The organism is Vibrio syngnathi (assembly GCF_002119525.1).
Taxonomy (GTDB): domain Bacteria; phylum Pseudomonadota; class Gammaproteobacteria; order Enterobacterales; family Vibrionaceae; genus Vibrio; species Vibrio syngnathi.
Genome location: NZ_CP017917.1, coordinates 130,520 through 144,562 on the forward strand (window position 1 = coordinate 130,520; position 14,043 = coordinate 144,562).

Consider the following 14,043-nt stretch of genomic DNA (forward strand, 5'->3'; position numbering starts at 1 on the left):
GGATGCAGGTATCTTTGGTATTGCAATCGATCCAAAATCTGTCGAAGCGTTTGAGTCTAAGGTCGTGTTTGATGGTGTTGGCCGTGTAATTGGTTTAGTTGAACCTCTAGCTGATGCCCAAATTAATAGCTTAAAGTCTCTTGAAGTAGTTTCTCCGACTCTGACGAATTCAACATCGGACAGAGAAACGGCAAAAACTGAAAGTGAGAGTATTGTTGAGTTTATTTATAAATTAGGTCAGGTAGAGAGTACAGAAACCTCTACGAGTGAAATAAACAAGTTAGCAGAGCAAGCTAAGACGCTATGGATGAGCGGTAATGTGACTCAAGACAGCGCCGTTAAGCTGTTTACGGAAGCTAATGACAAGCTTGCTGCGCACCCTAAACTTCAAGTTTTGGCAAGCAAGTTGCTTTTTGATGCAAAGAAAGAAAAAGAAATAGGTCAGTACTTTGATAACTTGTTTGGACGCCGTTTTGATTCTGAAATAGCTCATGAGTTGGTAAAAACACCGACAGATAAAGCGATTAATACTTCAGCTCAAATCGGGAATAGCTTAGTTAATGATTTCGACGAGTGGATGCATAGCCTGTTACCGGACGCGGCGGATGACGTCCTGAGAGCTGAGCGAATCCAGACAAAAATGGAAGAATTTGCCCAAGCGATAGCTCAAGATGAGCGACCATGGTTTAGCCGAGTACCTACCTTAACTCAATTCTTAGATACACCGAGCCATGCCAACTTCAAGACCATGATGACACAGGTTGATGATGGTTTCGGAGTGATTAAAGTTCCTTTCCTTGCTGTAAAAATGGCAATTACCCCTGGCTTGGGGATGGAAATGGCTCCGTGGAAAGCTGAAGGCGATCGTTTTTATCAAAATGTGATCACCAAAGCTCGCTCAACCAATACAGTAATCTCATCAGGGGTTGATGGTGAAAACCAAGTTAACCTTATTGAAAAGAAAACCAGTGATTATGGTACAGCGCTTCATTACCAGCCGAAGGGCGATACTTACGATGACTTTAAAGAAGGTCGTAGTGTTGCGGATGGTCGAATTCTTAACCCGGGCAAAAAGACAACCTTTGAAAGCAATGCGTTGAATAATGGTCTCTCGGTAGTGACGGGCGCGTCGGGTTCAACCAATATCATGACCCACTTGAACCAATATATTGCGAGTAAGAATCCAGGATTCTCTGTTGATCAAGCGTATCTGAATACATTGTCTTTCCTAGTCTTTGACGGCGGTCACTCAGTCAACGAGAGTCTTGCTGTGTACAAGGCTCTTCAGGAAACGGGAGATGATCGCAAAGCTGTACTGGAAAGCTATACCGCTAATTATCAGGATCTGATAGATCTAGTTGATGATAGCTCGAAGGGCACAGTGCGTGATGCGTTGGACAACGCCCTGGGTAAAACTCTTGAGTTCTACAAAGAGCACGCAAACTCCGCATCAAACGAGTTAGAAGCTCTTGGTGGTAAGCGTAAACCTATTTCAGAACGGAACAAAGAAAACGTAGCGATTGAAAATGATGGTACACCACCGCGCGACAAAGAGTCTGTTAGCCCGTTAACTCGATTCCTAAACAATGAGTTGTTCGGAACTAAAGATGCTCGTCGTAAGGTTGGTGATATCACCGAAACATTGCTAGGGTTTGCTGTCGAAAAAGGCGAGTCTCAAAAAGTGACTCTGAAAGGTGAAGCTGGTCGTTTGTCAGGATACTTCCATAAGGGGGCTAAAGCATCTGAAGGCGAAGAGAGTGTTGGGAACGGTAAAGTAGTGCTGTTCCTACACGGTTCTGGTTCATCCTCAGAAGAACAAGCGAGCGCAATTCGCAGTCATTATCACAAGCAAAATATTGATATGTTGGCTGTTAACATGCGTGGTTATGGCGAAAGCGACGGTGGGCCGAGTGAAAAAGGTCTCTATCAAGATGCCCGTACTATGTTCAAGTATCTCGTGAATGATAAGGGTATAGACCCAAGTAACATTATTATTCACGGGTACTCTATGGGCGGTCCGATTGCGGCTGATCTCGCGCGTTTCGCTGCTCAAAATGGTCAAGCTGTTTCGGGCTTGTTATTGGATAGACCAATGCCGAGCATGACCAAAGCGATCACTGCGCATGAAGTGGCGAATCCGGCAGGAATTGTTGGAGCTTTGTCTAAAGCGGTCAATGGCCAGTTTTCCGTAGAGAAAAACTTGAAAGGTTTACCGAAAGATACGCCGATCATGCTGTTAACTGATAATGAAGGTTTAGGCGGTGAAGGTGAGAAGCTTCGTGCCAAGCTAGCGGTATCTGGCTTTAATGTGACCGGTGAGCAAACCTTCTATGGCCACGAGGCGAGTAATCGCTTGATGAGCCAGTACGCGGATCAAATTGTCTCGGGTTTGTTCAATGCAGAGCAAGCGGCGACAGAAGCGGGCGAAGTGCTTAAAGGACTACAGGAAGACTTTAAACGCTATGGCGACGCGCTGAAACCGGATACTAACGTACCAGGAAAATCGAAAGACATTCGGACCACCAAAGATTTCCTAAATGGTTACAAAAACGACCATGCGAAGGACACCGTTGATGGCTTCTACTCAGATATGAGCATCAAGCAACTGGTGGATCTGTTTGTTAAGGGCAACTGGAGTGCAGAGCAAAAAGGTGCGCTTGCTTGGGAAATCGAAAGTCGTGCACTGAAAGTGACGTTCCAGAACAAATCTGAGAAGTATAACCGACTGTTCCGTGAGATTGCCTCTGTTGGAGTGGTGGATGCGAAAGCTACCGAGCAACTCGCACCGCAGTTAATGCTGTTGAACCTATCGAACGACGGTTTTGGTGGACGCTGTGATCCACTCTCTAAACTTGTTCTGGTTGCGAAACAGTTAGAAAGCGATGGTCAAACTGGCGTTGCAAGACAACTGCTGGAGAAAATGTATTCTGCGGCGGCGGTGCTGAGCAATCCAACGCTTTACTCCGACAGTGAAAAAGCCAATGCAAGCAAGTTGCTCAGCAGCTTGGCTGCGATTCATGCTAAGAACCCAATGCATGATACTTCTATGAAAGTATGGCAGGAAAAGCTGGAAGGGAAGCAAGCGCTGACCGTAAACGGTGTGGTTGAAAAGATCACCGATGTATCGGCTAACGGTAAACCTGTGTTGTTGGAACTTGATGCGCCGGGTCACGCGATGGCGGCTTGGGCAAAAGGCTCAGGAGAGGATCGTGTTTACGGTTTCTATGATCCAAATGCGGGCATCGTTGAGTTCTCGTCCGCAGAGAAATTTGGTGCCTACCTAACGCGTTTCTTCGGTAAGTCCGACCTGAACATGGCTAAAAGCTACAAGCTGGGTAAAAACGATGCAGGTGAGGCGATCTTCAACCGCGTGGTAGTGATGGATGGCGATACGTTGGCTACTTACAAGCCGACATTGGGTGACAAGACGACATTGCAGGGAATTCTTGATTTACCTGTCTTTGACGCAACACCAATTAAGAAGTCAACAGAAGTAAAAGTAACGGACCTTGAATCGTTAGGAAACAAGACAAAATTAGTCGTTGATTTGTCTACCATTATGACGAAGCAAGAGTTGAAAGATGGCGGTAAAGTCTTTGCTAAACCGATTGGTGCTTCTTATCAAGCCATCTTGGAGCAAGTTGAATTAGTGCATAGTTCTATTGGTCGAGATCAGGTGGGGGCGAGTTTTGAACTGAACAAGCAGATCAATAATTATTTGGCCGAACATCCAACCTCTGGACGTAACCTTGCGTTGACGACATTGAAAGAGCAAGTAAACACAGCGCTGTTCAGTGGCAAGATGAAAGTAACCCAAGAGAGCATTGATGCTATTGCACAGACGCGAACTGATTTGGCCGCTCGTATTTATGTTGTTGCTATGGAAGAAGCAAATGGCGAGCATGTTGGCCTAACGGACATGATGGTGCGCTGGGCTAATGAAGACCCATACTTATCGCCAAAACAAGGTTATGCAGGAGAAACTCCGAGTGACTTGGGCTTTGACGCGAAGTATCACATCGAGCTTGGTGAACAGTATTCTGACTTTAAACTATGGTTAGAAAAGTCACAGTCTGCTGACTTGCTTAGTAAAGCTGTTTTGGATGAGGCAACACAAACCGTTCACCTTGGCTATAGCTATCAGGAGCTTCAGGATTTGACGGGGGTTGAGTCGGTACAAATGGCTTTCTACTTCTTGAAAGAAGCCGCTAAAAAGTCTGACTCAACGACCAGTGATTCCGCTGAAATGATATTGCTGAAAAAATTCGCTGATCAAGGCTATATATCTCAGCTTGAGACAGATCGTATGGATCACATTGAGGGTATATATCGCAGCAGTCATGAGACCGACGTTGACAATTGGGATCGCCGTTATTCTGGTGCTGGTTATGATGAGTTAAGCGACAAGCTTGCGGGTGCGAACGGCGGTGTTGAAGAACAATTGTCAGTACTTCTCAACGAGCGCAAAGGCCTCTTAATTGGGGAAGTTCATGGAAGCGATGTGAATGGTCTGCGCTTTGTTAATGAACAAATGGACGCGCTCAAAAAGCAAGGTGTGACAGTCATCGGCTTAGAGCATCTTCGTTCCGACCTTGCCCAACCACTGATCGACAACTATTTGTCCACAGGCATTATGTCTAGTGAGTTGAGTGCAATGATCAAAACTAAGCATTTAGATATTACGTTGTTTGAAAACGCCCGTGCTAACGGGATGCGTATTCTTGCTCTAGATGCAAATAGTACAGCGCGACCTACAGTTCAAGGTACAGAGCATGGCTTGATGTACCGTGCTGGTGCTGCGAACAACGTTGCCGTCGATGCATTGCAAGCTCTTCCTGATGGCGAAAAGTTTGTCGCTATCTACGGGAAAGCGCACTTGCAGTCACATAAAGGCATCGAAAGCTTTGTTCCAGGTATTACCCATCGTTTAGGGTTGCCTGCACTTAAAGTGAGTGCCTCGGATCAGTTTGTCATCGAACAAGATGATAAGACTTTACGTACTGTCTACGATGATGTGGCGAACAAACCTAAGATTGATTTCCGAGCAAGCTTAAATGGCTCGGATGACACGGTTAAAAACAAAGACGTTAACAGTTGGGAACGCCTCATAGTATCCCCTCAATCTGACGGTGGTGAAACGCGTTTTGACGGTCAAATCATTATTCAAATGGAGAATGATTCTTCGGTTTCCAAAGCAGCTGAAAATTTAGCAGGCAAACATCCAGATAGTACCGTGGTTGTTCAGCTAGACTCAGACGGTAATTATCGTGTGGTTTACGGTGACCCGTCTAAGTTACCTAAAGACAAGTCAACTGGACAATTACGTTGGCAACTAGTTGGTCATGGTCGTGATGAATCTGAAAACAATAATACTCATCTAAGCGGTTACAGCGCAGATGAGTTAGCCGTGAAACTAGCAGCGTTCAATCAAGCGTTTAGTGAGGCTGAAAATGTCAAGGCTAGCCCTGATTATATTAGTGTAGTCGGTTGTTCGTTAATCAGTGATGACAAACAAAATGGCTTCGGAAGACTTCTTATTCAATCGATGGGTGACAACGATATCCGTAGCGATGTTTCTGTCCGTAGCTCAGAAGTTGCTGTTGACTCGAATGGTCGTAAACATACCCATGACGAAAATGGTCATTGGGTACAAAAAGAGAAAAGCAACAAAGTGACACTTAGCTGGGATGAACAAGGCGAAGTGACCGAAAAACATGAACGTATAAGAAATGGTATCGCAGAAGGAGACATCGATCTTTCTCGCGTAGGTACCAGCGACGTTGATGAGACCGCTCGCGGCGCAATTGCTGAAAACAGTGATGTGTTCAATGCACCAGAAAAACGCAAGAATGATACAGAGTCCTCATCATCTGGTAGCAGTAAGAGCAAGCTCAGTTATTCTGGCAATATCCAAGTTAATGTCGGTGATGGTGAGTTTACTGCAGTGAACTGGGGCACTTCGAACGTTAGCGTTAAAGTCGGCACTGGTGGCTTTAAATCTCTAGCTTTTGGTGACAACAATGTGATGGTTCACGTTGGTGACGGGGAAAGTAAACATAGCTTTGATATTGGCGGATATCAAGCTCTAGAAGGCGCACAGATGTTCATCGGTAATCGTAATGTGAGCTTCAATTTGGGGCAAAGCAACGACCTTATTGTGATGATGGATAAATCAATTCCTACGCCTCCTCTGGTTAATCCGTTTGACGGCGCCTCTCGAATCTCTGGTGTGTTAAAAAGCATAGCGAGTTCAGGTGAAGGTCAAGATTGGTTGGCTGCTCAAGAGCAGCAGTGGACATTATCTGGGGCTAAAAAGTTCGTTAAAGATATGTCTGGCTTAGATCAGAGTAGCAGTGTTGATTACACAAGCTTGGTTGACTTAGATTCTCAAAACGAACGCAGTAGCCGCGGCTTGAAAAATGACGCTGAAGCGACGTTAAACAAGCAATACAACCAGTGGTTAGGCGGAAGTGATAACTCTGACTCAAGCAAAATGAGCCGTGCAGATAAGTTCCGACAAGCGAATGAGAAGCTAGCGTTTAACTTTGCTGTTGGTGGCCAAGGCGCTGATATTCAAGTGACGACGGGTAACTGGAACTTTATGTTCGGTGATAATATTCAGTCGATTCTTGATACCAATTTGGGTTCGTTGTTTGGTCTTATGACTCAACAATTTTCCACAACGGGGCAAGCTAAAACAACGTTTACTTACAGCCCCGAGGATCTTCCTCGTCAGTTAAAAAACAAGCTTCTAGGCCAACTTGCCGGTGTAGGTGCAGAGACGACGCTAGGTGATCTCTTCGGTGTGGATTACACAGCTGCAGGGCATATTGTGTCTCGTACTGGCGAATCAGTAGATGGTGTCGCAATCCTAAAAGAAATGCTGGAAGTTGTTGGTGAGTTTAGTGGCGATCAATTACAAGCCTTCGTTGACCCAGCTAAGTTGCTAGACAGCCTAGAGTCGGGCATCAATATGGGTGCTGACGGCATTAAGACGTTCGCAGAAACACACGGCTTGAAGGAAAAAGCACCGGAAGAGGAAGAAGATAATTCATCCGTTTCTGTCAATGGCACTAATGTCGCTGGAGCTCAGGATCACGGCCATGCAATAACGGCAGATAGCTCCGCTAAGGAAGATCGTGCATTTGGTTTTAATTCGCTAAATCTACCTAATTTGTTTGCGACCATTTTCAGTGAAAATAAGCAAACAGAAATGAAATCTCTGGTGGAAAACTTAAAAGAAAACCTGACGGCTGATCTACTGAATATGAAGGAGAAAACATTTGATTTCCTTCGTAATAGCGGTCACTTGCAAGGCGATGGAGACATCAACGTTTCTTTAGGCAATTACAACTTCAATTGGGGTGGTGATGGTAAAGATCTCGGCGCGTATCTAGGAGATAACAATAACTTCTGGGGTGGTCGAGGTGATGATGTCTACTATGCGACAGGAACATCTAATATCTTTACCGGCGGTGAAGGCAATGATATGGGCGTGCTAATGGGACGTGAAAATATGATGTTCGGTGGCGAAGGCAATGATACTGCCGTCGTTGCTGGACGAATCAATCACGTCTTCTTGGGCGCGGGTGATGATGAGTCGTTTGTCTTTGGTGAAGGCGGCGAAATTGACACTGGAACTGGCCGTGATTATGTCGTCACATCTGGTAACTATAACCGTGTTGATACAGGCGGCGACCAAGACTACTCAGTTACGATTGGTAATAATAACCAAGTTGAGTTAGGGGCTGGAAATGACTTCGCCAATGTCTTTGGCAATTACAACCGTATCAATGCTAGTGGCGGCAATGATGTTGTTAAGTTAATGGGTTATAACGCGGTGCTCAACGGTGGCGAAAGTGATGATCACCTAATTGCTGCTGCGCTTTCTAAGTTCAGCCAGCTCAATGGTGGCGAAGGAAGTGACGTGATGGTACTTGGTGGATTCCAAAATACCTTCAAGGGCGGCACTGGCGTAGATAGCTTTGTTGTAAGTGGTGACGTCATTGACAACCTCGTTGAAGACATTCGCAGCGAAGACAACATTGTTTTCAATGGGATTGACTGGCAGAAATTGTGGTTAGAACGCAGTGGCTATGATCTTAAATTGTCGATACTGCGCGATCCTGAAAGTGATACTGACCAAGCCAAGTTTGAACACATTGGTTCTGTCACTTTCAATGATTACTTCAATGGTAATCGTGCGCAAGTTGTTGTGGCGATGGGAGATCAAGGCACATCCCAAGATGATACTGTGTTGTCCAATAATGCGGTTGATGCATTAGTTCAAGCTATGAGCGCTTTTGAGCCTCAGGCTGGTGATAATGGCTTTATCGATAACCTTGATAGTAAATCTCGCGTTGCTATTACAACAGCATGGTCCGATGTATCTAAAGGGAACAGTGCTATCTCGTAGCAAATAATCCCTACTTTAGGTAAATAATATGAGCCGTCTTCTTTTGAAGACGGCTTTATTAATTCAGCACACTTACTTTTCCTTTCGCTACCAATTGATCTCGAACTGAGTCATACGCCCAGTTGAACGCTATCGCGTAAAGTACGAAGAAAATAACTAGGCCGATGTCCATGATCAGTACGGTTAGGAAGTCGAGTTGTAGAACCCACATCAAGACAGGTAGAGTCACTGTCATTAAGCCAAGCTCAAAACCTAATCCGTGCAGGACACGTGTTTTCTTGGTTCTTTTGCTTCGGTCAGCTCCGTAAATTTTGTCGTAGCCATAGTTGTAAGCGTAGTTCCAAGCCATTGCTATCAATGATATTACGAGCGCTAAGCCTGCCATTTCGCCTGCGCCGTTTCCTGTAATATAGGTTGCAAGCCCTGCCATCAAAACCAAAGCAACCAATTCAAATAGCACCATGTGCAACATGCGTTCTTTATGTGACATTTTTCTAACTCTCTTTACGATTAAATAGCCGCCGATGGGCTAATGACTTGGCTAGATAATATCTAGTTAAGTGATAATATAAAGATAGTTAGCATCACATATTGTGATAGTAAGTTTTGGGAGAAACCGAATGTACAACATTGAACAGCTGAAAATGTTTGTGTATGCCGTTGAATTAGGGTCATTTTCTGCCAGTGCTCGTCATTTAGGGAAGGTGCAGTCGGCGGTAAGCCAAGGCATCAGTAATCTTGAAATAGATTTTAATGTTGAGCTTTTTGATCGTTCGACTCGAAAGCCTTCACTAACCAAAGCAGGCGATCAGTTATTTAAACAGGTGAAAGCGATCGTGCTTCAGGTTGAAGATCTGAATGTGACGGTTAGTGCGATGGGTAGCGGTGAAGAGGGGCTCATCAAAATTGCATTAGATGATTCATTACTGGTTCCGAACTTATCTAAGATCCTTAGTCAGTTCAGTCAACAATTCCCTGCTACTGAAGTTGAACTGGTTGCGTGTACCACAACAGAGGTCAATCCGTTAATTATCGAAGAGAGAGCCGACATTGGATTGATGTTTACCAACTTGGCTTTTGATGTCGGTTCTGAGCCATGCTTTATCGGTCACTTACCGTTTATTGCTGTGTGTCATCCAAGTCATTCGCTCGCAAAAACAGGTGTGGCGAAACTTTCTGACTTACTCCCGCATCGTCAGTTAATGTTGAGGGGAGATAAAGGAAAGGTGATGGACCAGTTTCCGCTGATTGCCGGTAAGGTATGGTGGTCGAACAGCTTTATTGTGATCAAAGAGATGGTACTTGGCAGCGATATTGGCTGGGCATACTTACCCCAGCACCTTGTCGAAGAGGGGCTGAACAAACAGCGTTTAGTGGAGATTAATGTCTCATTCGATCACAAAACATGGTCGCCGCCCGTTGATCTTGTTCTGTCTAAAACACGCTCAAAAGGTCCTGCATTACTTTGGCTTGAACAAGCATTGAAAGGCTTATTAGACGAAACGTAAACTGGACGAGACTTAAATTGGATCAAACTGAATAAAGAAAAGGCTCACCGTTTAACGTGTGAGCCTTTCTGTTTCAAGTGATACTGCTTTTTGTGAGTGCTAGATGTAGATCCTAGACGCTAGGTTTAACCGTCTGACCGTTGTAGTACTTGTCTTTCATCTTAAGCGCCACGTTCACTAGGTAAATCAACACAGGTACTTCAATCAGTGGACCGATAACACCTGCAAACGCTTGGTCTGAGTTGATACCGAATACAGAGATTGCTACGGCAATCGCTAGCTCGAAGTTGTTACCCGTCGCTGTGAATGCAATTGATGCGTTCTTGTCGTATTCAATACCCATCTTCTTACCAATGAAGAAGCTGATGAAGAACATCGCTGTGAAGTAGATAGTCAGTGGAACCGCAATCAACAATACGTCCATTGGCAACTCAACAATCATCTCGCCTTTTAGGCTGAACATCAGAACGATAGTCGCAAGTAGCGCAATCAGTGTGATTGGAGAGATACGTGGAATAAACACGTCGTTGTACCACTGCTCGCCTTTCATTGACACAAGGATCTTACGGCTCAAGAAGCCCGCTAGGAATGGAATACCTAGGTAGATAAGTACACTGTGTGCAATGTCGATCATCGAGATATCAACCATCATGCCTTCGTAACCGAATACCGGTGGTAGAACGCTGATAAATAACCACGCCATAAAGCTGTAGCTCACTACCTGGAATGCACTGTTTAGAGCAACCAATGCCGCGCCGTACTCTTTGTTACCACCACCGATGTCGTTCCAAACCAGAACCATCGCCACACAACGAGCAAGACCAATCAGAATTACGCCGACCATGTAACCTGGGTGGTCACCTAAGAATGTTAGCGCCAACACGAACATCAGAATAGGGCCAACAAGCCAGTTCATGATCAGAGATAGTTTGATGGCTTTCTTATCTTTGACCACGGTGCCTAATAGGTTGTAGTTAACCTTAGCAAGAGGCGGATACATCATTAAGATAAGGCCAATCGCAAGCGGAATGTTGGTGGTACCAACCGACATCGATTCATTCCACTGTTCGATCTGTGGGAATAGGGTGCCAAGCAATACACCAAGGCCCATGGCAATAAAGATCCACAGTGTTAAGTAGCGATCTAGAAAACCTAACTTTGGTTTCATGATAATCTCTCTTTGTTGATATCGTTAATCGTCGAAAAACGATATTTAAAGGCAAAAAATACGCTTAGTTTATTGTATTCGACAAACTAAGCGCGATAAATCTATTTCAAAATGGTGTCGATTAGCGATTCAAATTGCTGAATATTATCTCGATTAATGCGGTAGCACATCTTCGGTGGTATCGATTCAGCAGTGATGAAACCAGAGGTTTTCAAGATTCTTAGGTGCTCTGATACTGTCGATTGCGCCAAACCTAATTCGCTAACCAAGTCACTGTTCAAACAGCCCCCCGATTTTTCTAGCGTTGAAAGGATACTCAATATACGAACTCTTGCCGGGTGAGCGAGCGCTTTGGCCAGAGCTGCCATTTGCGTTTCAGCTTCGGTATCACCATGTCCGATTGGTAGAGCGCAGCCACCAGTTGTAGGGCAAGTTTCGTTCATATTGATGTTTCGCTTTCCATAATCGTTAAAAGACGATTAATAGTAAGCCCATTTTATACAAGGGTCAATGTGATCTTTCAATTTGCTCTTAAGTTGGATACGAAAATCGTTACTTACTATTGAAATTCAACGGACTAAGACTTAGATGAACCAAACCAGTATAACGGCCATTTTTGTTGTGAATTGCTGTTATTCAATAACGCACCAATACCGACCAAAGCGATGCTGCCGATTAATACTGGAGTAAATAAGAACGTCCAATCCACATGCGTAGTACCTGCTAAAGCTATCACAATAGGATTAGCGCCAGCAGGTGGGTGAACCGCTCGAAAGTATTGCATTAGCATGATGGATGAGCCGACGGCGATTGCCATGGTTAAATAGGCATCCCCAAAGCCATATAACGCGATTAGACCAACAGCAGCCGAAATAAAGTGGCCTGCAATGACGTTTCTAGGTTGAGCTAACGGCGATGTAGGCACCGCAAACAGCAGTACGCACGTCGCACCAAATGGAGCCATTAGCCACGCAACCCCAGAACTTTCTGCTAATAAACACAAGATTAAGATACCCAGCGTACCGCCAATAAAACCTTTAATCAGTTGGCTTATGCTTGCTTTCGGAGGAAGAGCTCCACCACCAGATAGTTTACCGATCATAATCATTTCCTCTTGTTATCTCTTTTTATTGAAAGTGTACAGATCTGTACCATTTGATCTGGATGATACAGATCTGTACACTTCTTGCAACGAGAAATTGAGCTCTACGATTTCAGAGCGATTTGAGGTTGATGAACGATGAGTAAAAAAGATTTGATTCTGGATGTAGCGGAGTCGCTATTTAATCAGTATGGCTATACCGCAGTTGGAGTGGATATGATCCGAGACGAGGCGGTGGTATCTAAAACCTCCATGTACCGCCATTTTGGCTCGAAAACCAAACTGATTGAAGCGGTGTTAGAGAGGCGTCATCAGCGTTTCGAGTCGAGTTTAGAAGCGGTGCTATCATCAACTTCTGGGATACAAAATCAACTCGATGCGCTGTTAGATTGGCATCTTGCGTGGTTTGAACAACCTGACTTCAAAGGCTGCATGTTCATGCACGCACTAGCCGAATTTAAAGAGTCGGAAGATGACATTGCGATGCTCTCACGACAGCACAAGGTTTGGCTCAAAAACAGCATTCGTGATGTGGTAAGAGGTAATGAAGAAGTAGACACTGCAATACTCGAATTACGCAGTGAATCGGTTATGACTTTTATCGAAGGACTTATTGTAAGAAGTGAATTTGGTCAGCTTGATTCAAAGTCAGACTCAAGCCATCATTCGAAGAAAAAAGCCTATCGAAAAGCATTGCTTTCACTGGCTACTCTAGCGATATAATCGAACGCAGAACCGTTACACTAGATAACGAAAAATCATAATTTGCTATTTAATTTTCATACCAATCACAGTAAGTAAATGATCAGATATAGCGCAGGAAAAAGACTTGAGAACAAGGCGGAATTTTTTGATAAGTAGTTATTCTACAATCAAAAATTCTAACGCAGTTATCGAGTATTTTAACCAGCTAGGATGAACAGTTATTTACTACGATTGGTATTACTATAGGTAAGCCCTGAAATGCCACAACAGAACATCAAATTTATCGCTGCTGATATGGACGGCACCCTGCTTAATGAACATGGAAAGTTAGACCCTGAATTCTTCAATCTTTATGAGCAACTAGAAGCGAAAGGCATTATTTTTGCTGCGGCATCGGGTCGTCAGTATTACAGCTTGATGGAAACCTTTGCCCCGCTTAAAGATCGCATGATGTTCGTTGCTGAAAACGGCACATTAGTGATGCATAAAGGCCAAGAGCTTTACAGCTGTTTGCTTGATACTGATGCCATCAAAGAGATCATTAAAGAAGCTCGCTCGATTGAAGGTGCTCATGTGGTGCTATGTGGTAAGAAGTCTGCATACATTGAAACCAAAGACGAACGTGCTTTAGCGGAGATCTCTAAGTACTACCACCGCCGTGAGCAAGTAGAAGACTTACTGGCGGTAGAAGATGATTTCATCAAGGTGGCTATTTGCCATTTTGATGGTTCACAAGAGAAAGTAAACCCAAGCATCAACGCCAAGTTTGGTGAGAACTACCAAGTGGTTGTGAGTGCAAAAATCTGGCTAGATGTGATGAACGCTGAAGCGTCAAAAGGTGCGGCGATTAAGCATCTACAAAACACATTAGGCTTCACTTACGAGCAGACCATGAGCTTTGGTGATTACCTCAATGACTACGAAATGCTAAAAGAGAGCTACCACTCTTACGCGATGGAAAACGCGCATCCAAAGTTGAAAGAGATCGCTCGGTTTGGTGCGCCAAGTAACGTTGAAGCGGGTGTATTCCAAGTGCTTGAGAAACTGCTAGCGTAACGCGGTTAGGCTCATCATATTTTTATCAAAGCCAACTCGTGAAGATGAGTTGGCTTTTTTGTTGGTTACTGGGGTATCGAGTTTAATT

7 protein-coding genes and 1 pseudogene are annotated in these 14,043 nt (G+C 44.4%); 4 read left to right on the forward strand and 4 right to left on the reverse strand.

Annotated elements, in window-relative coordinates; genetic code table 11:
- Positions 1-1,492: 1,492 nt before the first annotated feature.
- A pseudogene (locus tag K08M4_RS22490) lies at positions 1,493-8,416 on the forward strand (alpha/beta fold hydrolase); the annotation flags it as partial.
- A 58-nt stretch (positions 8,417-8,474) separates the two neighbouring features.
- Here K08M4_RS22490 and K08M4_RS15570 read toward each other — a convergent pair.
- On the reverse strand, positions 8,475-8,906 hold the full coding sequence (locus tag K08M4_RS15570) for a PACE efflux transporter (protein WP_086050531.1): 432 nt from the start codon (positions 8,904-8,906) through the stop codon (positions 8,475-8,477).
- 130 nt (positions 8,907-9,036) lie between these two features.
- Between K08M4_RS15570 and K08M4_RS15575 the strand changes: the two genes are divergently transcribed.
- Positions 9,037-9,924, forward strand: a complete 888-nt coding sequence (locus K08M4_RS15575; RefSeq protein WP_086050532.1) for a LysR family transcriptional regulator — start codon at positions 9,037-9,039, stop codon at positions 9,922-9,924.
- A gap of 112 nt (positions 9,925-10,036) precedes the next feature.
- Here K08M4_RS15575 and arsB read toward each other — a convergent pair whose 3' ends face one another.
- The 3 genes from arsB to K08M4_RS15590 form a co-directional block, all read right to left on the reverse strand.
- Entirely contained in the window at positions 10,037-11,092 is a 1,056-nt protein-coding gene (gene arsB / locus K08M4_RS15580) for an ACR3 family arsenite efflux transporter (protein WP_086050533.1), read from the reverse strand.
- 101 nt (positions 11,093-11,193) lie between these two features.
- A complete protein-coding gene (locus tag K08M4_RS15585) occupies positions 11,194-11,535 on the reverse strand; it encodes an ArsR/SmtB family transcription factor (RefSeq protein WP_017092734.1) in 342 nt (113 codons plus the stop codon).
- A gap of 134 nt (positions 11,536-11,669) precedes the next feature.
- Entirely contained in the window at positions 11,670-12,194 is a 525-nt protein-coding gene (locus K08M4_RS15590; protein WP_086051487.1) for an HPP family protein, read from the reverse strand.
- Positions 12,195-12,332: 138 nt separating this feature from the next.
- On the opposite strand from K08M4_RS15590, the gene K08M4_RS15595 reads away from it, so the two are divergent.
- Positions 12,333-12,917, forward strand: a complete 585-nt coding sequence (locus K08M4_RS15595) for a TetR/AcrR family transcriptional regulator (protein ID WP_086050534.1) — start codon at positions 12,333-12,335, stop codon at positions 12,915-12,917.
- Between the two features lie 240 nt (positions 12,918-13,157).
- Positions 13,158-13,955, forward strand: a complete 798-nt coding sequence (locus K08M4_RS15600) for a Cof-type HAD-IIB family hydrolase (RefSeq protein WP_086050535.1) — start codon at positions 13,158-13,160, stop codon at positions 13,953-13,955.
- The last annotated feature ends 88 nt before the right edge of the window (positions 13,956-14,043 follow it).

What these genes read in the sequence shown, in the direction of transcription:
- arsB (WP_086050533.1), bottom strand. Translation starts at nt 11,092, where the DNA reads ATGAAACCAAAGTTAGGTTTTCTAGATCGCTACTTAACACTGTGGATC.
- K08M4_RS15575 (WP_086050532.1), top strand. Translation starts at nt 9,037, where the DNA reads ATGTACAACATTGAACAGCTGAAAATGTTTGTGTATGCCGTTGAATTA.
- K08M4_RS15570 (WP_086050531.1), bottom strand. Translation starts at nt 8,906, where the DNA reads ATGTCACATAAAGAACGCATGTTGCACATGGTGCTATTTGAATTGGTT.
- K08M4_RS15595 (WP_086050534.1), top strand. Translation starts at nt 12,333, where the DNA reads ATGAGTAAAAAAGATTTGATTCTGGATGTAGCGGAGTCGCTATTTAAT.
- K08M4_RS15585 (WP_017092734.1), bottom strand. Translation starts at nt 11,535, where the DNA reads ATGAACGAAACTTGCCCTACAACTGGTGGCTGCGCTCTACCAATCGGA.
- K08M4_RS15590 (WP_086051487.1), bottom strand. Translation starts at nt 12,194, where the DNA reads ATGATCGGTAAACTATCTGGTGGTGGAGCTCTTCCTCCGAAAGCAAGC.
- K08M4_RS15600 (WP_086050535.1), top strand. Translation starts at nt 13,158, where the DNA reads ATGCCACAACAGAACATCAAATTTATCGCTGCTGATATGGACGGCACC.